The sequence below is a fragment of the Phocaeicola barnesiae DSM 18169 = JCM 13652 genome (assembly GCF_000374585.1).
GTDB lineage: Bacteria > Bacteroidota > Bacteroidia > Bacteroidales > Bacteroidaceae > Phocaeicola > Phocaeicola barnesiae.
In genome coordinates this window covers 140,736-161,586 of record NZ_KB894644.1, presented here as the reverse complement: position 1 = coordinate 161,586, position 20,851 = coordinate 140,736, and the positions used below count along the sequence as shown (strand labels likewise).

The window sequence follows — 20,851 nt, the reverse complement described above, 5'->3', positions numbered from 1 at the left end:
TTTCACGATGATATTGTCAGGAACTTTTTCCCGTGTCTGTTTATTCTTCGACAATCCATCCCTCTATCCCCCGGATTTCGTTACTGAAATTTACACCTATCTTATAAAGGGTTCTGCCATCAGAGGCAAAGGGGGCAGCGTAGCCTTTCTCATTGATTTGGCGGATGGCTTCTTCGGCACTGCCATTCAGCTTGAACTCCATGACGTAGATGTAGCGGTCGGTCTTCACCACCATGTCTATGCGACCGTTGGATGTACGGTATTCTGCCTGGGTGTAGAAACCCAGCAGCTTGAAGACGATGAAGAGCACGTTCTGGTAGTGCCGTTCCAAGTCGCGCGCCAACTCGTAGGGCGTGTCGGCAAAGAAGCTCTGGAGGCGGCGCATAAAGGCATCGATGTTACCGCTTTCCACTTCGCGGACAAAGTGAACGATTTCGAAAGCCGAATCGGACTTCGAAGTGTTGGAGTAGAAAGGTAGCAGGAAACGGATAAAGCCTTCCTCCACTTCCAGATTGGGGAAACCTAAGGTATAGGTTCTGAAACGGTTGTCGAACCCCTTGATGGTGAGGTATCCGCTCTGGTAAAGGATGGGGACGGGATTGGTTTCCATCGTATCGATGCCGCCCAGAGAATCGGCAGTAGCCATTTCTTCGGTCAGACGGTGCAAGTCGTACTTACTGCGCTGGAGCAGTTCCACGAGGAAAGTAGGCGTGCCTGTTTCGAACCAGTAGCTTCCGAACTTCATCTTGGCAAATGTGTTGAGCAGGCTGAACGGGTTGTAGATGTCTTCGCTGTCTTCTACAAAATGGTATCCGTCGTATTGTTCTTTCAGTTGCTGTTTGGCTTCGTCTTCTGTCATCCGGTTTTTCTGGGCCAGCGTCAGGATATCTTCTTTGAAATCGGTATGCAGTTCGTGTTCCGTGATGCCGCAGATACTGGCAAACCGGTCGTCGATGGAAATATCCATCAGGTTATTCAGGTCGCTGAACACGCTGACCTTACTGAACTTCGTCACACCCGTCAGCAGGGCGAAACGCAGGTAGTTGTCATTAGACTTCAGCGCGCCGTAAAAGGCTTTCAGCGTATTGCGGTAGTCGGTAAGCAGCGGTTCGTTGCCGATAGCCTGGAGCATGGGCTTATCATATTCGTCCACCAACACCACCACTTTCCGTCCTGTCTTCTCTGCCGCACGGCGGATGATGCCGTTGAAGCGGCGGGCTACTCCGATTTCACTCTCCGAAGCACCGTAGAGGCTTTCCCAATAGCTCAGGTTCTCTTCCAGTACGTTGGTCAGTGCTTCGGGTGTATCATATCTCTGTGTGTTCAAATCGAGATGCAAAACAGGATGTACAGTCCAGTCCTTTTCCAATCCTTCCATAGCCAGTCCCTTGAAGAGTTCCTTCCTTCCCAGGAAGTAAGCTTCCAGTGTAGAGATGAGCAGACTCTTACCGAAGCGGCGTGGACGACTCAGGAAGTAATATTGCCCGGATTTTACCAGGCTGTAAATAAGCGAAGTCTTGTCGATGTAACAATAACCGCCTTCACGTATTTTTTCAAAACTCTGTATGCCTACCGGATAAATCTTGCTCATGGCTTCTCTGTGATAAGTGATTGTTTTTGCAAAAATAGTGAAAGGCGAGAGCAGAGACAAACGAAAAACAAAGTTTTTCAGTTTGACTATGCCGAGCCGCATCCTATTTTATTTAAAAATAGCGAAAGAAAGAAGCAACGCTGCGTATTTGTGGATGCTTTTTGTTGACAGACAGCCGATGGCGACCTTTTTATTGAAATGTTTGTGCGGATAGGCAGATTAATCCTTATTCTTGTAGGCAGAAGTCCAACCTGACGAACGAACGGGACATGTCGTTGTTATAGAAACATTCCGGTTTCAAGTAAGCAAAAAAACGAACGTTCGTCTTCCTTGAAACAAACGTTCGTTTTCTTTCATCCGTCTAGACGTTTCAATCAAAACGTGAGGACGTTTTTTCCATCGAAAACCGGTCGCTGTCAGTCTTCGGGAGACAGAATAGTAATATTCTGGTATCCAATAGATTGCAACATTCGCCCGACCGTATCAATTACTTTCTGACGGGCTTTAGTATATACGCCTTCACGTTTACACTGGTCCAAGAAGCGACGTTCGGCCTCATCGCGCATGGATTTCATATCCACAGGTGTCCAGACCTTCGTATCGCCGTCCGAAATGGATTTCCGTGCCAGTTCGTCTACCACCTTACCGTCCTTATTCAGCATCCGGACCGGAGGAAGCTGCACGGTAATACGACCGGTAGAAGCATCCATCTGTACATCCTCATTACGGAGTTCAGACAAATCGGCTCCCAGATTCATACGGCAAGGATAAACCACCGTAATCCGGCACTTTGAATCGAACAGAATGCCGGGCACTTTCTTTTCACGGCTCACCACCATATCCTTGTAGCAGGTAAGCACACTCAACTGGGCAATGGCACGTACTTCGTCAACAATGACAGCGGTAGGTTCCATTACCGGTTCACGGGATACTTCATCGTCCTCCATCGAGGCCCAACGATATCCTGCCAACCCTGCAACCAGGATGATTACCACCAGCAACACTATCCGAAAAAGATTCTTCTTACTCATTTCTGCTTGTCCTTATAGATAATCATTTTCTTCACTTCTTCCGTATTGTATCGAGGTACCTCAATGACCGGATTCTTACCCAGCTTGCGAATCATCAGAGACAGCATGGTACGCGCCTGGTCCTGACACTGCTCCACCAGTCCCATGCCGGGCAAAGCCTGCTCGATGGAACGGCGGCCGCGATTGGCGAACTGCGAGAACTCATCCTGCGTGAAATTGCTGCGCAACAATCCCACGGAGGTCTGCACCTCATCGTGTTTGATTTCGGAGCTTTCTATCTCAATGAAAGGCGCCGGAAGCGTAAGGTATACATCCTCTCCTTCTATCCGGATATCTTTCAGCTTACTCAAATCAATGCCGGCCTTAACCTGTGCCGTCACCGGAATCATGCACTTACGGTTACCGATGGTATACCATTCCTGGTCGTTCATCAGAAGTACCTTATCTACTTTGGCCTCTACCAGATACAGTTTGGGGATATCGTTCAGAGCCGACACGACGTCCTGAACCGGTTCGGCCACATCTTCCTGCCCCCCACCCGATGAACAGCCAGCCGACAGACACAACCAGGCGATACACCCTATCCATAATCTACACTTCCTCATTGCTTACCTCCCCCATTTCAATATCTGACCAATTTCTTGGGAGAACCGTGCCAGGAACATCCCAGACAAAAGACCTCCGAAACGTCGAAACCTTCCAATGTCTCATCGGGATTCTTCGGTATCACCTCAGCCTGGTCGGTGACATACACCAATCTACGTTCTCCTGATTCGTTCTTTACATACATGGCAGCTATCTTACACTGCGGACATAACATTTTCTTCATCTGATAACAAAATAGGATTTCCATGAATTACAACAAATGTAGAAACAGTTTTGATTTCCTGCAAACAAATTTATCGGATATTTCATCGGTTACTTTCTTTCGTAACGGTCATTTCCCGGAATCTGCTACCGATTATATACAAACCTGCTTCTCTAGTAACCGGAGTTTCCGGATGCAACCGGGTTGTTATTCTACCTTCAGCGGCTCAACACACGGAAAAAACTTCTACCTTTGTGGCAGATAACAATAAGCCGAAAAACCATGGAAACAAACCAGCACCAACATTCACACGGACATGCACATCACCACCATCATCACCATCATGCCGTTCCTACTACACTGAGCGGTATCTTCATCACCTGTATCATACTTAATCTGCTGTTTGTAGCAGTAGAAGCCGGCGCCGGCCTCTACACGAACTCCTTGGGGCTCCTCTCTGATGCCGGACATAACCTCAGCGATGTGTTCAGTCTGCTGCTTTCACTCTTTGCCATCCGCATGGCCATGCATCGCAGCAACCGACATTTCACCTACGGCTATAAGAAGAGTACCATTCTGGTATCTTTGGTAAATGCCATTATCCTGCTGGTAGCTGTGGGTGCCATCCTGATAGAAAGTATTGACAAACTTCGACACCCGGAACCGGTATCGGGCGAAGTGATTTCATGGGTCGCCGGAGCCGGCATACTAGTAAACGGACTGACAGCCTGGCTGCTCATGAAGCAACAAGGAAATGACCTGAACGTGAAAGGTGCATACCTCCACATGGCCATGGATACACTGGTATCTGTAGGAGTAGTCATTTCAGGACTGATTATCAGTTATACGGGATGGGAATGGATTGACCCGATTATCGGACTAAGTATTGCTTTCATCATCCTGCTTTCTACTTGGAATCTGCTGAAAGAAAGCCTTTTTCTTACCCTGGACGGAGTACCCGAAGGAATTGATATGAAAGAAGTGGAAACAGCCATCGATGAGACACCGGGTATCGAAAGCTGGCATCACCTGCATGTGTGGGCAGTAAGTACTACCGAGAATGCCGCTACACTACACATTGTCCTGAAAGATCTGGAAGAACTGGAAACCGTTACACATGCATTGAAACATGCCCTGCGTGAAAAGGGTATCCACCACAGCACCATCGAATGCGAACGAACAGGGCATACCTGTGGAGAAGAAGGATGCTGCGGATGTAACGGAGAAAAATAACAAACGATTATCAATGTAAGATGAGAATTACTGGGGCCAAAAGGCTGCGGAAGCCTCTGGAAACAGGCACATACCCAATAAAAAACTCCCGACAGAAATGAATCTGCGGGAGTATCTCTAGAAATGGAAGCGGAAGCTGGGGGATTCGAACCCCCGGTACGGTTACCCGTACGGCAGTTTAGCAAACTGCTGGTTTCAGCCACTCACCCAAACTTCCAATAAGTAGCGCATACGGGAATCGAACCCGTGTTTCAGCCGTGAGAGGGCCGCGTCCTAGGCCACTAGACGAAAGCGCCATGTTTCAAAAACCGAAGCGGAAGCTGGGGGATTCGAACCCCCGGTACGGTTACCCGTACGGCAGTTTAGCAAACTGCTGGTTTCAGCCACTCACCCAAACTTCCAAAACTCCAAGTTTCGGTTGCGTTTTCTCTCAAACGCGGTGCAAATATAGAGGGACTTTTCGAGATGTGCAAACATTTTGAACACTTTTTTTATCCGCTTTTAACAAGCCCCTCAATAGGAATCTGATAGTAAAGCGATTAATACTTCCGCCAAGATAGAGCGGCATCTTTAAATTGTAATTATTTCAATTTAACAATCTAACTAATTCTAGGTATTGTGTAATCAAAACGCATTATGTAACTTTGCAGCAGATATAGAAAACCCCTTAACTTTTCACCTATGACAATGAACTTTAAAGAAGGACGCTGGAACCATGAAATCAATGTAACCGATTTCGTAAAACTGAACATCACTCCTTACGAAGGCGATGCATCATTTCTGGCCGGTCCGACCGAACGAACAAAAGCAGTATGGAACAAATGTCTGGAAGCGTTGGCCGAAGAACGTGCAAACAACGGCGTACGCTCGTTGGACCCATCGACCGTATCAACCATCACTTCTTTTGCTCCCGGCTATATAGACAAGGAGAACGAAGTGATTGTCGGACTTCAGACCGATGAACTGCTCCGACGCGCCATCAAACCTTTCGGTGGCATCAAAGTCGTAGAAAAAGCCTGCCGTGAAAACGGTGTGGAAGTCGACCCTAAAGTAAAAGATATCTTTACACATTATCGGAAAACACATAACGACGGTGTTTTCGACGCATATACTGAAGAAATCCGCTCATTCCGTTCACTGGGATTCCTGACAGGTCTTCCTGACAACTACGCCCGTGGACGTATCATCGGTGACTACCGCCGTCTGGCATTGTATGGTCTGGACCGTCTGATTGAAGCCAAGCAGAACGACCTCCGCCATCTGACCGGACCGATGACTGATGCACGCATCCGCTTGCGTGAAGAAGTAGCCGAACAAATCAAGGCCCTGAAGGAAATCAAGATTATGGGCGAACAGTACGGCCTGGATTTAAGCCGTCCGGCAACAAATGCCCGCGAAGCTGTTCAATGGGTATACATGGCTTATCTGGCTGCTGTAAAAGAGCAGGACGGTGCCGCCATGTCACTGGGTAACGTTTCTTCTTTCCTGGATATCTACATCGAATACGATATGGCTCATAACGGTCTGGACGAACTGCATGCCCAGGAGTTGATTGACCAGTTCGTCATCAAATTGCGTATGGTACGCCACCTGCGTATGCAGGCTTATACCGACATCTTTGCCGGCGACCCGACTTGGGTGACCGAAGCCATCGGTGGACGCTTCAATGACGGACGCACCAAAGTGACCAAGACTTCGTTCCGTTTCCTGCAGACCCTGTACAACCTCGGCCCCTCACCGGAACCGAACTTGACCGTACTGTGGAGCCCGCAGCTGCCGGAAGGTTTCAAGGATTTCTGCGCACAGGTTTCTATCGACACTTCTTCCATCCAGTACGAAAACGATGAGCTGATGCGCGAAGTACGTAACTCGGACGACTATGGTATCGCCTGCTGTGTATCTTACCAGGATATCGGCCGTCACATCCAGTTCTTCGGCGCACGTTGCAACCTGGCCAAAGCTCTGTTGCTGGCCATCAACGGCGGACGTTGCGAAAATACCGGTACTTTGATGGTGAAGGATATCCCGATGTTGAGCAGCGACGAACTTAACTTCGAAGAAGTGTTGGCTAACTATAAGAAGGTACTGAAGGAAATGGCCCGTGTATATAATGAGGCAATGAATATCATTCACTACATGCACGACAAGTATTATTACGAAAAGGCTCAGATGGCTTTCGTAGATACTGACCCGGCCATCAACCTGGCTTACGGTGTAGCCGGTATGTCAATCGCAGTCGACTCTCTGTCCGCCATCAAATATGCGAAAGTAACTGCCAAACGTAACGATATCGGTCTAACTGAAGGATTCGACATCGAAGGAGAATATCCTTGCTTCGGTAACGACGATGACCGTGTAGACCACTTGGCTGTAGACCTGATTTATTACTTCGACGAGGAACTGAAGAAACTTCCGGTTTACAAGAATGCCAAACCGACCCTTTCTATCCTGACCATTACTTCAAACGTAATGTATGGTAAGAAGACTGGTGCTACTCCGGACGGACGTGCCAAAGGTGTAGCTTTCGCACCAGGTGCCAACCCGATGCACGGACGCGACAAGAACGGTGCCATCGCTTCGCTGAGCTCGGTAGCCAAACTGCGTTACCGTGACTCTCAGGACGGTATCAGTAATACATTCTCCATCGTTCCGAAATCCTTGGGTGTTGACAAGGAAAGCCGTATTGAGAACCTGGTGACTATGATGGACGGTTACTTTGTGAAAGGCGCACACCACTTGAACGTGAACGTACTGAACCGTGAAATGCTGGAAGACGCGATGGAACATCCGGAAAAATATCCGCAGCTGACTATCCGTGTTTCCGGTTATGCCGTGAACTTCATCAAATTGAGCCGTGAACATCAGCTGGAAGTGATTTCACGCAGTTTCCACGAACGCATGTAATCATCCCTACTTTATCGATACAAATGTCATTCAGGAGCTTTGTCTCCTGAGTGGCATTTATTTTTTCATTCCAATTATTATGACTATGATTAGAGTACATTCCTACGAATCACTGGGTACTTACGACGGACCGGGCATACGCTTGGTTGTGTTCCTGCAAGGCTGCAACTTCCGTTGCCTGTATTGTGCCAACCCTGATACCATCGATGCCAAAGGAGAAAGCAAAGAAACCACTCCCGAAGAAATCGTACGGATGGCTGTGAGCCAGAAACCGTTCTTCGGCAAGAAAGGGGGAATCACTTTCAGTGGAGGTGAACCGACTTTCCAGGCCAAGGCATTGGTTCCACTGTTCCGTCAACTGAAAGAGGCCGGTATCCACATCTGTGTAGATACCAATGGAGGCATCTGGAACAAAGACGTAGAAGAGCTTTTCACCCTGGCAGACCTGGTCTTACTCGATGTAAAGGAGTTCAATAACGAACGCCATCAGGCGCTGACCAGCCGCAGCAACGAGCAGACTCTGAAAACTGCAGCCTGGCTGGAGGAACACGGGAAACCGTTCTGGCTGCGTTACGTACTGGTGCCCGGCTATAGTTTCTTCCAGGAAGACATCGAAGCTTTGGGACAACATTTCCAGCATTACCAGATGATACAGCGTGTGGAAATTCTTCCATACCACACACTCGGAGTCCACAAGTATGAAGCGATGAACCTGGAATACAAACTGAAAGATGTAAAACAAAATACGCCCGAACAGTTAGAGGAAGCCAGAAAGCTATTTCAACAATTCTTTAAAACTGTATACATAAACTGATTTAATTCTAACCACTTAACAAACAAATAAACCTGTATAGTATATAAATCCAACCACATAGATACAATTTATAAGATATCCATTTGGAAGAAAGTTAAATAAATATTAAATTTGTACCATCTATATTTAATGAATATGAAAAGATTTATTTTTAGTTGTTTGCTACTGCTAGCTGGAATAGGAAGCAGTAAGCTGTATGCACAAGAACACAATTATGGGTATTTTAATTCTGTTGCGGTGGGGTTGAATGTAGGAACTACAGGTATCGGTTTTGATGTGGCCACTCCTATAGGTAATTATCTGGCATTAAGAGCTGGTGTTGACTTTATGCCTGGCTTCTCCATGAATGGAGATGTAGACGTCAGCGGTGAAGCTAATGGTACACCTTATTACGGTACCCTCAATGCAGAAGGAACCTTAAAAAGAACATCTGGAAACTTGTTATTGAACGTTTATCCGTTCAAATCATCCAGTTTCTTTGTGGCAGCCGGTGCTTATTTCGGTGGAAGCAAACTGGTACAGCTCACAGGACATACCAATGATTTGCCGGATGGAGGTGACTATGGTATCGAAATCGGTGACTATACCATTCCGGTAGATGAAAACGGTAATGTATCCGGTGGATTGAAGGTTGCCGGTTTCCGTCCTTATTTGGGTTTAGGTATCGGACGCCTCGTACCTAAAAACAGAATCAACGTAGCTTTTGAAGTAGGTGTTCAATTCCATGGAACGCCCAAAGTATATTCTGATACAGGAGATTTAGGTAACCTGGTAGATGAAGCTGATAATGAATACACAGACCTCATCAACAAATTGACAGTTTATCCGGTATTGAAACTCCGGCTAAGCGGACGTATCTTCTAAATAAAAGATAAATTCTGAAACAATACAGGGCGATACCAAAGACAAATCCAATGGTATCGCCCTTATATTTTATATCGACTATTACAGCAGGATAACGGTAACATCACGGGCTCCATGAGCTCCCATTACCAATGCCTGCTCGATATCGGCCGTTTTGGAAGGACCGGAGATAAAGACTCCGTATCCATAATCGCCGGTATCGATTCGTTTATAGGCCTCGTGCATATTATTCACCAGATTCTTCCGGTCCAATAGAATCACCAGCGCTTCCGAGATGAAATAAACGGCACGCTGCTCAACTTCCTGACAAATCCACACAGCACCGTTCTCGCAAACCCCTACACTACCCCGTATAATGGCCAAATCCGTTCCATCCAAATCAGCCGGTTTCTCCACATCGTCCGGATGGAAAGTAGCACATGACAGACACTGCACTCCCGTACCACAAGTCACTTCAGACATATAGGCAGCCACCCGTACCGCTTCCGGATACAATTTCCGGATAACTGTATTCAAGTCTTCGCCCTCCTGCAAGATGACAGCACGACCACCCACTTGAGTCATGACTTCCTGAAAGCGGGCCAATTTATCGAGATAAGTCATTGCTTCTTGCTCCAGCGGCAAATAATCCGGTTTTTCATAACGGACTCTTGTATTCCGACGAATACTCTGCAAAATATCTTCTCTACTGCTCATGATCACTTCACTTTGTTATTCTTCCACATTTCATTAAAGCTCTCTTTGGCAAATTCCGGCATCTCATGCTCCTTGCCCCAGTCGTTCAGTCCATTATATACCATCCAATGAGGTAACGCATTGGCTATCGGCGCACTCTTCAGTGCCAGATTGAAGAGATGAGGATGTTCCATCAGCATCTTCATTCCACCGGAAAGATATTTCTTGGAAGAACTGGCCACACCTAAACCGTGAAGCTTCTGTCGCCAACGGTAAATCTGGTCGGCCAAATCGACCTTGGCAGGACAAACATTCTGACAGGAATGACAAAGCGAACAAGCCGATACATTATCATAATAATGCAACGGAGCCTTCAGCATTCCTAAATTGATGCCAATCGGTCCGGGAATGAAATAAGTATAGGAATATCCCCCACTCCGGCGATAAACCGGACAGGTATTCATACAGGCACCACAGCGTAGACAGTTCAGTGTCTTCACATGGTCCGGATCGGCCAGAATCTGACTACGGCCATTATCTACAATGATGATATGCAGCTCACCACCCTTACGCGGTTTCCGGTAATGAGAAGTATAGGTGGTAATCGGCTGCCCTGTTCCCGAACGGGCCAACAGACGGGTAAAAACACCCAATGCGTCACGGTCGGGTACAATCTTCTCCATTCCGAAAGCAGTAATCTGTAACTTCGGCTGTGAAGTTCCCATGTCCGCATTCCCTTCATTGGTGCAGACAACACATTCGCCGGTCGAAGCAACCGCAAAATTCGCTCCTGTCATGGCAGCCTCGGCTTCAATAAACTTATGACGAAGGTTCTTACGGGCCGCATGGGTCAGATACGTCTGGTCATTGTTTCCGGGTTCAGTCCCCATCTCCTTGACAAACAGTTCACCGATTTCCTCTTTCTTGATATGAATGGCAGGCATGACGATATGACTCGGCCGCTTATGCATCAATTGAAGAATACGCTCACCCAAATCACTTTCCACAACCTCAATGCCCTTTTCCTCCAAATATTCATTCAGCCCGCACTCCTCTGCCAGCATGGATTTGCTTTTGATGAAATGCTTGACGTGGTGTCCTTCCAGAATATGGTGGATAATCGAACAATATTCATCGGCATCTTTCGCCCAATAAACATGGGCGCCATTGGCGATAGCATTCTTTTCGAACTCCTGAAGCAACAAGTCCAAGTGGCTGTTACTGTATTGCTTGATGGCACAGGACATGTCACGGAGCTTCTCCCACTCTGGTACTTCTTTACTGATTTTATCTCGTTTGGCACGTACCATCCACAAGGTCTGGTCATGCCAGGATGCCAATTCCCGGTTTTCCTGGAATTTCTCGGCTGCAATGGAATGTTTTGTACTCATAATCCGGAAGCTAAGATTTCAACAATATGGATAGTCTTGATTGGAAGGTGATCACGGTTAATAATACCGGTCTGATGCATCAGACAAGAACTGTCGGCACCTACAATATATTCAGCACCGGTATCGATATGACGCTGTACTTTGTCACGCCCCATCCGACCGGAAACCGCATGTTCCTCAACGGCAAACATACCTCCGAATCCACAACATTCATCAGGACGTTCCGGTTCCACAATCTCAATGCCTTTTACCAATGAAAGCAAATCACGCAATTTGTTGTAATAAGGAATATTCAGTTCACTGGGAGCAGACAAATGCATCAAGCGTACACCGTGGCAACTGTTCTGTATACTGACTTTATGTGGGAAAGAGGCTGCAAGAGAAGTAGGTTTCACCACATCATGAATGAACTCACAGATATCATAAATCTTCCCTTCACTGGCACAACGGTGCTGCTCTTTCGCCAGTAAATTACCATAATGGTCGCGCACAAACACCACACAACTGGCCGACGGCCCTACGATATAATCATAATGCTCGAACAGACGGTCGAAACGTTTGGCAAGTTCCACCGCTTCATCTTCAAATCCGGCATTGGCCATCGGCTGTCCACAACAGGTCTGGTCAAGCGGATAGTCCACATCAACGCCCAAACTCTTCAGCAGCTTGTATGAAGCTACTCCTACTTGAGGATAAACTGCATTGATGTAGCAGGGAATGAACAATCCTACTTTCATTGTATTTCAGTTTTTGGTTTTCAAACAACAAATTTATAGGATATTCATGAATGAAAAAAGAGATTGCCGAAAAAAGAAAGAGAACCTTTCCAAGAACCTAAAATGCGTGCGCCCCGCGAATCACTTCGCAGGGCGCACCCAACTAATAACTAACTTCTTTTACTTTTGTGGTTTACGTAATTTCTATATGACTAACACTGCAAAGATACCGGGTTTCAGCCAATCAGGCAATACCTAAAATTAGGTATTTAGAAACAATCCAGATAAGGCAGTGGCCAGAATCAAATTCAAAGGTTCATCTTGACCTCCCCCAATTCTACCAGCTTATTCACGATAGCATAGATAGTCAGACCTGCAGCAGAATGAATCTGCAGTTTCCGGGTAATATTCCGGCGGTGGGTAATGACAGTATGTACCGAAATAAACAGCTTTTCGGCAATTTCCTTATTGGTCATTCCTCTTACCACGCATCCAATGATTTCCTTTTCCCGCTGACTCAGTGTGTCGAGTTCATTCTCATCCTCTTCAGCAACATTCATCAGCGAAGAGATTTTCTGAGTCAACTTTTCCACATCGTCGAACAGATTAATCTGCTCATCATAATCCTTCAGCTGATTGGCATCCATTACTACCGAAACCAATGCCACGACTTTCAGTTCATGCACTCCATAAGTCTGTTTAAACCCGTCCAAGTCAAACCAGCCTTCAAATTGAGGACTGACAATCAGCAAATCCGGTCGATGTGCATCCATACAATGCTGCAACCCTTCTTTGGAAGTCACTTCAATCGTCTGAATATTCAAATCGGGCAACCGCTTCAATACCGCAACCAGCCCGCTACGGACAATGATTGAAGTATCGGCTACAGCTATATGTATTGTTTCCTGAGATTTCATTTCACCTCCTTTTCCAACTCCATGATGGCAGGCACAAACAAGTAATCTTCTACCCGATTGTGCGAGGCCAAATCCTCTTCGCAACTGAATATGTCGAACAAAGTCGCGTTCAACAGTTGGTTGTCACCGTTGGTCGGATAATATTTTATGATAATATTTTTCAATTCCGTGAGTTTGGCATTTATCTGATCATGATGGCGGGCAAACACTCCGATGTTATAAGCGTCCGGATTCTGCCCCTGAAGCAATTGCTCTACATAAGTAAAAACCTTCTGATTCTCGTATTCCATGTGCTTACGGACCTCAGCCACATAAGCATCGTAAAACTGGATAATCAGAAAGACAACCTGCTGTTCCGGCGAACCGCTGATGGCTTCTATCAATTTTCGACGGATAGCCGGCAACTGGAAGTCCAGAAAATAATGATGCGCCTGCTTCAGGTAACTCATCAACGCCGGAATGGAAAGGTCCTTCAAATGATCCTGCATCCGGTCACTGTCCTCGAGCAGGAAATTCACGACAATGAGAAAGGTCTTGTAATCAACTCCATTTCCTTCGCATACTTCCTGTATCGTCTTGTCTCCAAAACCTAACGAAAGCCCGAAACGGCTCAACACTTGGAGCATCACATAATTTTCGCAGATGAGGTCACTCATCTTATCGATAGGCTTGTACGTTCTTGGTCTAAACATGGTCAATACACTATTCATATTTTTCTTGAGTGCAAAATAAGTAAATTCAATCAGCGTATACAATCCCCACTTATAGGTATATTCAGGGGCACGTATTTGCACAAAGATACATCATAAAAGGCATTACATCCTTGCTGCGGATACAAAAAAATCCTTATTTTTGCTTATAGGAAAACAAATGGGAACATGTCTTTGTTTTCAGAAATCCAACATTCATTTAAACTTATAACATCATGATGAATAACTTTAGTTTCCAGAACCTGACAAGACTGATTATGGGAAAAGGTACTATCGCCCGATTGAGCGAAGAAATCCCTGCCGGGAAAAAAGTAATGATTACCTTCGGGGGTGGTAGTGTCAAGAAAAACGGAGTATACGACCAGGTGAAAGCTGCCTTAAAAGATTATCAGACAGTAGAATTCTGGGGAATAGAGCCCAATCCAGCCATCGAGACCCTGCGGAAAGCCATTGCCTTGGGTAAAGAAGAAAACGTAGATTTTCTGCTGGCTGTAGGAGGTGGTTCCGTCATTGACGGTACAAAACTGATTTCTGCCGGTCTGCTGTATGAAGGTGACGCCTGGGAACTGGTACAGAAAGGAAGCGCTACACATACCGTTCCTTTAGCTACCGTATTGACTTTGCCGGCAACAGGTTCTGAAATGAACAATGGCGCAGTTATCTCATGCCGAGAAACCCAAGAGAAATATCCTTTCTACGCTCATTTCCCTGTGTTCTCTATTTTGGATCCGGAAGTCACCTTCTCATTACCACCATACCAAATAGCCTGTGGCATGGCCGATACATTCGTACACGTCATGGAGCAATACCTGACCAAAACCGGTGAATCCCGTGTAATGGACCGTTGGGCAGAAGGCATCCTTCAGACACTGGTTGAAATCGCTCCACAGATACATGAAAACAAAAACGACTACCAGTTGATGGCCGATTTCATGATGTGTGCCACCATGGGACTGAACGGTTTCATCGCTTTGGGAGTAACCGAAGACTGGTCTACCCACATGATAGGCCATGAAATCACCGCTCTGACAGGATTGACCCACGGACATACGTTGGCAATCGTTCTACCGGGTACCATGTGGGTATTGCGGGAACCGAAAAAAAGTAAGTTACTCCAATTGGGAGCTCGTGTATTCGGTATAACCTCCGGCACAGAAGAGGAACGCATCGAAAAAACCATTCAAAGGACAGAAGCCTTCTTCCGCTCTCTGGGATTGACCACCCGTCTGCACGAAGAAAACATCGGTACAACGGTTATTGAAGAAATCGAAAAGCGATTCAATGAACGTCAGGTTCATTTCGGCGAAGACGGACTGGTAGACGGAAAAACAGCCAAAGAAATACTGGAACGGGTACGCTAACCCTCGTCACCACCAATAGCCGACTTGAACGAAGTTGCATCAATAAGGAATATTCGGAACACCGACAAAACCTTGATTCACAAAATGGGCTGTGTCAAAGCGATGACACAGCCCATTTCTTGCAAATGATCAGACAATCTTGTTATCAATACGTATGCTCGTCGTTTCTCATTTCTTCCGGAGTAATCGGTTTACGGTCGATAGCCCTCCAGGCATAGAAGATGTAAGCCAACACAAACGGTACGAGAATAGAAACATAAGCCATCACTTCCAGCGTAAACTTACTGGAGCAACTGTTGGCCAATGTCAATGAACTTTGCAGGTCTGACAACGAAGGATAATACGCCGTATGGTTGTAACCGACGCTTAGCAGCAAAGCCAATACAGTAAGTATAGTACCGATACCGGCAAACCAGATACCTTTCGTAAACGTCTTGCAGAAAACACTTCTGATTAACCCATACAGTACACCTACCACTCCTACCAGAAACAATACCAACAGGTAAGGCATCTGTATCAGATTCTGGAAATACTTGTAAGGCTCCATATATACTTCTCCTGTTTCCGGATTCACCGCGAATCCATCCTTCAACAATGTGCGGATAACGAAAGCCAGGAAGAATATCAGGAAAGGAACTGCATCCGAAATCAATTGCCGGCGGCATCGGGGAATCAGTTCTTCACTGCGAATATTGTTGATGAAATACAAGTTACCCAACAGCCGGGCCAGGAAAAAGACAGCCAGCCCCAACACCAGATTCCACGGGTCCAGGAAAGCGTCAAGTCCGTGCCAACCGTTTGCCCACAGGCTGATGACAGGCATCATTTCATCGGTCAGGTTTCCTTTGTTGATCACGAAATTGGAACCGTTGAAAAAAGTAGCTACCGCCGCACCCAACAACACAGGACCGACAACTCCGTTGATAACCAGAAACACCTGATAAGTCTTCTTTCCCAACAGGTTACCGAGCTTCGACTGGAACTCATAAGAAACGGCCTGCAAGACAAAGCTGAACAGAATAATCATCCATAACCAGTAAGCACCTCCGAAACTGGTACTATAAAACAAAGGAAACGAAGCAAAGAAAGCTCCACCGAAAGTCACCAAAGTTGTGAAGGTAAACTCCCATTTCCGGCCGGTTGAATTGACCAGCATGGTACGTTCCATCTCCGAACGTCCCAAGTTAAACAACAAGGAGTTACCTCCCTGTACAAAAAGCAGGAACACCAGAATCGCTCCCAACAAAGACACCAGGAACCACCAGTAGTTCTGCAGAAACAAATAGGTTGTATCGATTGTAGTCATCATATTTTCCTAAAATTTAAATGAATAATACCCGATCATACATGTTCCGGACCTTTCCGGATAGCCTTTACCATGATACCGATTTCAGCAATCATCAGTACGGTAAACATAACCAGGAAGATGAAGAAGGTAGTCTGTACCGAACCGGCTTCCAGACGGGAAATAGCCGCATTCACCGGAAGCATATCCTGAATGGTCCAAGGCTGACGACCGACTTCGGCTACAATCCATCCGGCCTGACTGGCAATGTAAGCCAACGGAATACTCCACAGGGCAATATGATGCAACCAAGAGAAACGGGCCAGTTCCTTCTTGTAAGCCAGGAACAACATCACGGCAAAGAAGAGGATGAAATAACAGCCTAAACCTACCATAATACGGAAAGACCAGAACATCAGCCCCACATGCGGTACCAAAGTAGCCGGATCCTTGATGTATCCATAGCCGAAATAAGGCATGTTCTCTTCCAGAGTACGACGCGAAATACCTGCTGCAGCCTCATCGCCCGCCTGCTTGGCCTGTCGGTATTGTCCCAATGCCTCAATAGCCAGTTTTCCACGGGCTATCTTCTCTTCGGCTGAGATAGCCACTGTACCGTCAGCCTGCTCGTACCCACCGTTCAACAAATCGTTGATACCGGGAACATAACCGTTCGTATCGTGAGTAGCCAGGAACGAAAGCATGTAAGGAATCTTCAAAGAACCCACCACTGTGAGAGGTTCTCTGTAACCTCCGTCATACAGGCCTTCCATAGCAGCCAGCTTCATCGGCTGTACGTGTGCCACCTGATAAGCGGACTTGTCGCCTGTACCGGCTGTCACCAAAGCAGCGAACAACCCGATGTAAGAAGCTACCTTAATGCTGGCAACAGCAAATTCGGTCTCACGCTTGCGGAGCAAGTACCAGGCACTGATACCTATTACGAAAACGGCCCCCAACACCCAACTACTCAACACCGTATGCAGGAACTTCATGACAGCTACCGGTGAAAAAGCTACTGCCAAGAAATCTACCATCTCGTTTCGCATGGTATCCGGATTGAAAGCCATACCTACCGGATGCTGCATCCAGGCATTGGCCACCAGAATCCACCACGCAGAAATGGTAGCTCCCAGTCCGGTAAGCCAAGTAGAAGCCAGGTGAAAACCTTTGCTCACCTTCTTCCACCCGAAAAACATCACAGCTACGAACGTAGCTTCCATGAAAAAGGCCAGAATCCCCTCAATGGCCAGCGGTGCTCCGAATATATCACCTACAAACCAGGAATAATTACTCCAGTTCGTTCCGAACTCAAACTCCAGAATCAGTCCGGTAGCTACGCCCACCGCGAAGTTGATACCGAACAGCTTCATCCAGAACTGGGCCGTACGTTTCCAGAACTCTTTACCTGTCACAACATACAAGGTCTCCATCGTACCCATCACCACAGCGAGTCCCAGGGTCAAAGGCACAAAAAGCCAATGATACATGGCCGTCAGTGCAAACTGTGCACGAGACCAATCAATCATCGATGTGTCAATCGTTTCAAACATAAAATTTAGAATTAAATGATACAGTTAATTATTAGTGAATTTCTTTTGATTCTTCCAACGCCCTGTCTATCAGTTCGGTCCCTACATATTCCTGTTTTTCCTGTTCGGTCTTCCCTTTCAGGAAGGAAGGGAAAAAGAAAAGCTTCAGAATCACGAAGATGACAAACAGCTTGACCAGGATGAGCCACCACAATGTCCGTCCCCATGTCATCTCACGGAAACCGTCCCGATAAAATTGAAAAATGGTAATAATCTGTTTTTTCATTGAAACCGTTTTTATAATAATTACAAAGAAAGCGATTTATCGGGAAAAAACAACGATTTGTCCCGATTAATTGCGGAGCAATCTATCTCTTTTGTGAAAGATTAGGGTTGTTCCTATTTTTGTAACAACAAAAAACAGTAATCAGATTATGAAACAGCGAAGTTTATTTCTCATTGCCACAATGGCCTTGGCCATGCAGGCTGGTGCACAAGAAAAGAAGCAGTGGACTCTGGACGACTGTATAACCTATGCACTCGAAAAGAATATTCAGCTGCAGCAAAACAGATTGTCTCTCCAGGAAACAGAAGAAGATGTGAAAAGCGCCAAAGCAGCCCTCTTCCCCAGCCTCTCATTCAGTACCAGTCACAACGTGGTAAACCGCCCTTACCAGGAACAGAGTGCTACGGTCAGCGGAACGGAAATCATTACCAGTAACAGTAAGACCACCTACAACGGAAGCTACGATTTGCGGGCCCAGTGGACTATCTGGAACGGTGGTCAGCGGTTGAACAACATCAAACAACAACAGACCAACCGCGACATTGCCGAACTGGCCATTTCGACCACCAGCAATACGCTACAGGAACAGATTACCCAACTTTATCTGCAAATTCTGTATGCCGATGAATCGGTTGCCATCAACAAAGGTACATTGGAAGTCAGCAAAGCGACCTACGAACGTGCCAAAGAATTGTTCAACGAAGGAAGTATCTCAAAGGCCGATCTGGCTCAGCTGGAGGCTCAGGTAAGCAACGATGAATACCAGCTGATTACCTCGGAAAGTTCACTCCGTGACTACAAGCTCCAATTGAAACAACTGCTGGAACTGGACGGTACGGCAGAAATGGATTTGGTCATTCCTACACTGGATGAAACGAAGGTGATGCAGCTGCTGCCGAACCAGCAGGACATCTATCAGGCAGCTTTGGCACAACGTCCGGAAATCCAAAGCAGCAAACTCAGCATCGAAAACGCCAAACTGGCTATTTCATCGGCTAAAGCCGGTTATCTTCCAACAATCAGCTTATCAGCCTCCACTTCCAGTATGACAAACAATGCCAGCCAAAACAACTGGGCGGAACAGATGAAGTACGGATGGAACAACATGCTGGGAGTTACCCTGAGTATTCCCATCTTCGACAACCGACAGAACAAGACAGCTGTACAGAAAGCACGCATCCAATACGACAACAGTCTGCTGTCACTGACCAACCAGGAAAAAGAATTGTATAAGACCATCGAAAGCCTGTGGCTGGATGCCCTGAACGCCCAACAGCAGTTCGCAGCTGCCGATTCGAAACTGAAAAGCAGCCAGACCAGTTTCGATCTGGTAAACGAACAGTTCAGCCTCGGCATGAAAAATACCGTAGAACTGCTGACAGAAAAGAACAACCTGTTGAGTGCCCAACAGCAGCGTATCCAGGCCAAATACATGGCCATCCTGAATCGTACCCTGCTCGATTTCTATGCAGGAGAACCCATTAAAATCTAAAAAATACATCATATGAACAAGAAGAAAATCCTTATCGGAAGTGCTGCCGTCATTATCCTTGTAGCAGCCGGAATTTGGGCTTTCGGTGGAAGCAAAGCCCACAACCAGGTAGATTTCGCAACCGAACCTGTCAAGCGAGGCAGCGTCAGCAACTCCATTACCGCGACAGGTACCATCGAACCGGTAACCGAAGTTGAGGTCGGTACTCAGGTGTCCGGTATCATTGACAAGATTTATATCGATTACAATTCTATCGTAAAGAAAGGTGAAATCATCGCCGAGATGGATAAAGTGACACTGCTGAGCGACCTACAATCGGCACAAGCTACCTTTGACGGTGCCAAAGCCGAATACGAATATCAGAAGAAACTGTATGAACGGAACCAGAAGCTGCACGAAAAGCAGTTGATCAGTGAAACGGACTACGAGGAATGTGTATACAATTACCAGCGTGCCCAAAGTACCTACAACCAGTCTCAGGCCGCATTGGCCAAGGCGGAACGTAACCTGTCATACGCTACCATCACTTCGCCGATTGACGGAGTAGTGACCAGTAAAGATGTAGAAGAAGGACAGACCGTAGCTTCCGGCTTCGAGACTCCGACCCTCTTCACCATCGCCGCCGACCTGACCAAGATGCAGGTAGTAGCCGACATTGACGAGGCTGACATTGCCGGTGTAAGAGACGGTTCCAAATGTACCTTTACAGTAGATGCCTATCCGAACGATGTATTCGAAGGTACTGTACAACAAATCCGTCTGGGAAGTACCAACAGCAGTTCCAGCAGCTCGAGTACAACGACAGAAACAGTCGTAACCTACGAAGTAGTCATCACCGCCGACAATCCGGATCTGAAACTGAAACCTCGTCTGACTGCCAACGTGACCATCTACACCGATGTACGTGAGAATGTACTTGTTGTTCCTAACAAAGCGCTCCGCTTCACACCGGAAAAACAGATCATCGGTAAACGGACCGTCAAAGACTGTCAAGGCAGCCACAAAGTATGGACACTCGAAAATGATGTCTTTACAGCACATCCGGTCAAGACAGGTATGAGCGACGGAACGAACACAGAAATCCTGAGCGGCGTCAATGAAGGAACAGCTGTTGTGACCGAGACTGTCATCAAAGGCAACGAAGATGTCATGACGGGTGAAGCCGTGCCGGGAGGCGAAAGCGAACGGAGTCCTTTCATGCCTGGTCCTCCTGACCGTAACAAGAAAAAATAACCGAGGTT

Annotated in this window: 19 protein-coding genes and 3 tRNA genes; 7 read left to right on the top strand and 15 right to left on the bottom strand. The window is 46.7% G+C overall.

Annotation, left to right across the window (positions count from 1 at the left end; translation table 11 throughout):
- Window positions 1–40 precede the first annotated feature (40 nt).
- The 4 genes from C510_RS0103010 to C510_RS0102995 all read right to left on the bottom strand — a co-directional run bounded on the left by C510_RS0103010 (window position 41) and on the right by C510_RS0102995 (window position 3,451).
- Entirely contained in the window at window positions 41–1,591 is a 1,551-nt protein-coding gene (locus C510_RS0103010; RefSeq protein WP_018709862.1) for an ATP-binding protein, read from the bottom strand.
- Window positions 1,592–2,007: 416 nt separating this feature from the next.
- A complete protein-coding gene (locus C510_RS0103005) occupies window positions 2,008–2,622 on the bottom strand; it encodes a DUF4230 domain-containing protein (protein ID WP_018709861.1) in 615 nt (204 codons plus the stop codon).
- On the bottom strand, window positions 2,619–3,227 hold the full coding sequence (locus C510_RS16825) for a DUF4230 domain-containing protein (RefSeq protein WP_022339456.1): 609 nt from the start codon (window positions 3,225–3,227) through the stop codon (window positions 2,619–2,621). The genes C510_RS0103005 and C510_RS16825 overlap by 4 nt, the downstream gene beginning before the upstream one ends.
- A 17-nt stretch (window positions 3,228–3,244) precedes the next feature.
- Window positions 3,245–3,451, bottom strand: coding sequence for a hypothetical protein (locus C510_RS0102995; RefSeq protein WP_025892179.1), 207 nt, complete (start codon window positions 3,449–3,451; stop codon window positions 3,245–3,247).
- A gap of 261 nt (window positions 3,452–3,712) precedes the next feature.
- Here C510_RS0102995 and C510_RS0102990 point away from each other — a divergent pair, with 261 nt between their 5' ends.
- Complete coding sequence (locus C510_RS0102990) at window positions 3,713–4,663, top strand: cation diffusion facilitator family transporter (RefSeq protein WP_018709858.1); 951 nt, start codon at window positions 3,713–3,715, stop codon at window positions 4,661–4,663.
- A gap of 130 nt (window positions 4,664–4,793) precedes the next feature.
- On the opposite strand, the gene C510_RS0102985 is transcribed toward C510_RS0102990, so the two are convergent.
- From C510_RS0102985 to C510_RS0102975, 3 genes are all read right to left on the bottom strand, one after another.
- Window positions 4,794–4,880 (bottom strand) — tRNA-Ser (locus tag C510_RS0102985).
- Window positions 4,881–4,886: 6 nt separating this feature from the next.
- A tRNA-Glu gene (locus C510_RS0102980) sits at window positions 4,887–4,959 on the bottom strand.
- An 18-nt stretch (window positions 4,960–4,977) separates the two neighbouring features.
- Window positions 4,978–5,064, bottom strand: a tRNA-Ser gene (locus C510_RS0102975).
- Between the two features lie 280 nt (window positions 5,065–5,344).
- On the opposite strand from C510_RS0102975, the gene pflB reads away from it, so the two are divergent.
- The 3 genes from pflB to C510_RS0102960 all read left to right on the top strand — a co-directional run bounded on the left by pflB (window position 5,345) and on the right by C510_RS0102960 (window position 9,245).
- Window positions 5,345–7,567, top strand: a complete 2,223-nt coding sequence (gene pflB, locus C510_RS0102970) for a formate C-acetyltransferase (protein WP_018709857.1) — start codon at window positions 5,345–5,347, stop codon at window positions 7,565–7,567.
- Window positions 7,568–7,652: 85 nt separating this feature from the next.
- Window positions 7,653–8,381, top strand: coding sequence for a pyruvate formate-lyase-activating protein (gene pflA / locus C510_RS0102965; RefSeq protein WP_018709856.1), 729 nt, complete (start codon window positions 7,653–7,655; stop codon window positions 8,379–8,381).
- A 135-nt stretch (window positions 8,382–8,516) separates the two neighbouring features.
- Complete coding sequence (locus tag C510_RS0102960) at window positions 8,517–9,245, top strand: hypothetical protein (RefSeq protein WP_022339703.1); 729 nt, start codon at window positions 8,517–8,519, stop codon at window positions 9,243–9,245.
- A gap of 81 nt (window positions 9,246–9,326) precedes the next feature.
- On the opposite strand, the gene C510_RS0102955 is transcribed toward C510_RS0102960, so the two are convergent.
- The 5 genes from C510_RS0102955 to C510_RS0102935 form a co-directional block, all read right to left on the bottom strand.
- Entirely contained in the window at window positions 9,327–9,941 is a 615-nt protein-coding gene (locus tag C510_RS0102955; RefSeq protein ID WP_018709854.1) for a LutC/YkgG family protein, read from the bottom strand.
- 2 nt (window positions 9,942–9,943) lie between these two features.
- Window positions 9,944–11,311 carry a lactate utilization protein B gene (locus C510_RS0102950; RefSeq protein ID WP_018709853.1) on the bottom strand — a complete coding sequence of 456 codons (1,368 nt, stop codon included), beginning with the start codon at window positions 11,309–11,311 and terminating at the stop codon, window positions 9,944–9,946.
- A complete protein-coding gene (locus C510_RS0102945; protein WP_018709852.1) occupies window positions 11,308–12,048 on the bottom strand; it encodes a (Fe-S)-binding protein in 741 nt (246 codons plus the stop codon). Before C510_RS0102945 ends, C510_RS0102950 begins: the two co-directional genes overlap by 4 nt.
- Window positions 12,049–12,335: 287 nt before the next feature.
- Window positions 12,336–12,944, bottom strand: a complete 609-nt coding sequence (locus tag C510_RS0102940; protein ID WP_018709851.1) for a response regulator transcription factor — start codon at window positions 12,942–12,944, stop codon at window positions 12,336–12,338.
- On the bottom strand, window positions 12,941–13,636 hold the full coding sequence (locus tag C510_RS0102935) for a hemerythrin domain-containing protein (protein ID WP_025892180.1): 696 nt from the start codon (window positions 13,634–13,636) through the stop codon (window positions 12,941–12,943). Before C510_RS0102935 ends, C510_RS0102940 begins: the two co-directional genes overlap by 4 nt.
- 236 nt (window positions 13,637–13,872) lie before the next feature.
- Between C510_RS0102935 and C510_RS0102930 the strand changes: the two genes are divergently transcribed.
- Complete coding sequence (locus tag C510_RS0102930) at window positions 13,873–15,015, top strand: iron-containing alcohol dehydrogenase (protein ID WP_025892181.1); 1,143 nt, start codon at window positions 13,873–13,875, stop codon at window positions 15,013–15,015.
- A 145-nt stretch (window positions 15,016–15,160) separates the two neighbouring features.
- Here C510_RS0102930 and cydB read toward each other — a convergent pair whose 3' ends face one another.
- The 3 genes from cydB to C510_RS0102915 are packed head-to-tail and all read right to left on the bottom strand — an operon-like array spanning window position 15,161 to window position 18,118.
- Window positions 15,161–16,324, bottom strand: a complete 1,164-nt coding sequence (gene cydB, locus C510_RS0102925) for a cytochrome d ubiquinol oxidase subunit II (protein ID WP_018709848.1) — start codon at window positions 16,322–16,324, stop codon at window positions 15,161–15,163.
- Window positions 16,325–16,356: 32 nt separating this feature from the next.
- Window positions 16,357–17,853 carry a cytochrome ubiquinol oxidase subunit I gene (locus tag C510_RS0102920; protein ID WP_026320077.1) on the bottom strand — a complete coding sequence of 499 codons (1,497 nt, stop codon included), beginning with the start codon at window positions 17,851–17,853 and terminating at the stop codon, window positions 16,357–16,359.
- A gap of 31 nt (window positions 17,854–17,884) precedes the next feature.
- The gene (locus C510_RS0102915; RefSeq protein ID WP_018709846.1) at window positions 17,885–18,118 is read right to left on the bottom strand and encodes a DUF4492 domain-containing protein; all 234 of its coding nucleotides are present in this window, start codon (window positions 18,116–18,118) and stop codon (window positions 17,885–17,887) included.
- Between the two features lie 148 nt (window positions 18,119–18,266).
- Here C510_RS0102915 and C510_RS0102910 point away from each other — a divergent pair, with 148 nt between their 5' ends.
- Entirely contained in the window at window positions 18,267–19,610 is a 1,344-nt protein-coding gene (locus C510_RS0102910) for a TolC family protein (RefSeq protein WP_022339709.1), read from the top strand.
- A gap of 12 nt (window positions 19,611–19,622) precedes the next feature.
- Complete coding sequence (locus C510_RS0102905; RefSeq protein WP_018709844.1) at window positions 19,623–20,843, top strand: efflux RND transporter periplasmic adaptor subunit; 1,221 nt, start codon at window positions 19,623–19,625, stop codon at window positions 20,841–20,843.
- Window positions 20,844–20,851: the final 8 nt, after the last annotated feature.

Coding starts and splice junctions, on each gene's coding strand:
- C510_RS0102930 (WP_025892181.1), top strand. CDS start 13,873: ATGAATAACTTTAGTTTCCAGAACCTGACAAGACTGATTATGGGAAAA.
- C510_RS0102905 (WP_018709844.1), top strand. CDS start 19,623: ATGAACAAGAAGAAAATCCTTATCGGAAGTGCTGCCGTCATTATCCTT.
- C510_RS0102920 (WP_026320077.1), bottom strand. CDS start 17,853: ATGTTTGAAACGATTGACACATCGATGATTGATTGGTCTCGTGCACAG.
- C510_RS0102935 (WP_025892180.1), bottom strand. CDS start 13,636: ATGTTTAGACCAAGAACGTACAAGCCTATCGATAAGATGAGTGACCTC.
- C510_RS0102910 (WP_022339709.1), top strand. CDS start 18,267: ATGAAACAGCGAAGTTTATTTCTCATTGCCACAATGGCCTTGGCCATG.
- C510_RS0102940 (WP_018709851.1), bottom strand. CDS start 12,944: ATGAAATCTCAGGAAACAATACATATAGCTGTAGCCGATACTTCAATC.
- C510_RS0102945 (WP_018709852.1), bottom strand. CDS start 12,048: ATGAAAGTAGGATTGTTCATTCCCTGCTACATCAATGCAGTTTATCCT.
- C510_RS0103010 (WP_018709862.1), bottom strand. CDS start 1,591: ATGAGCAAGATTTATCCGGTAGGCATACAGAGTTTTGAAAAAATACGT.
- C510_RS0103005 (WP_018709861.1), bottom strand. CDS start 2,622: ATGAGTAAGAAGAATCTTTTTCGGATAGTGTTGCTGGTGGTAATCATC.
- C510_RS0102955 (WP_018709854.1), bottom strand. CDS start 9,941: ATGAGCAGTAGAGAAGATATTTTGCAGAGTATTCGTCGGAATACAAGA.
- pflA (WP_018709856.1), top strand. CDS start 7,653: ATGATTAGAGTACATTCCTACGAATCACTGGGTACTTACGACGGACCG.
- cydB (WP_018709848.1), bottom strand. CDS start 16,324: ATGATGACTACAATCGATACAACCTATTTGTTTCTGCAGAACTACTGG.
- pflB (WP_018709857.1), top strand. CDS start 5,345: ATGACAATGAACTTTAAAGAAGGACGCTGGAACCATGAAATCAATGTA.
- C510_RS0102915 (WP_018709846.1), bottom strand. CDS start 18,118: ATGAAAAAACAGATTATTACCATTTTTCAATTTTATCGGGACGGTTTC.
- C510_RS0102990 (WP_018709858.1), top strand. CDS start 3,713: ATGGAAACAAACCAGCACCAACATTCACACGGACATGCACATCACCAC.
- C510_RS0102950 (WP_018709853.1), bottom strand. CDS start 11,311: ATGAGTACAAAACATTCCATTGCAGCCGAGAAATTCCAGGAAAACCGG.
- C510_RS16825 (WP_022339456.1), bottom strand. CDS start 3,227: ATGAGGAAGTGTAGATTATGGATAGGGTGTATCGCCTGGTTGTGTCTG.
- C510_RS0102995 (WP_025892179.1), bottom strand. CDS start 3,451: ATGAAGAAAATGTTATGTCCGCAGTGTAAGATAGCTGCCATGTATGTA.
- C510_RS0102960 (WP_022339703.1), top strand. CDS start 8,517: ATGAAAAGATTTATTTTTAGTTGTTTGCTACTGCTAGCTGGAATAGGA.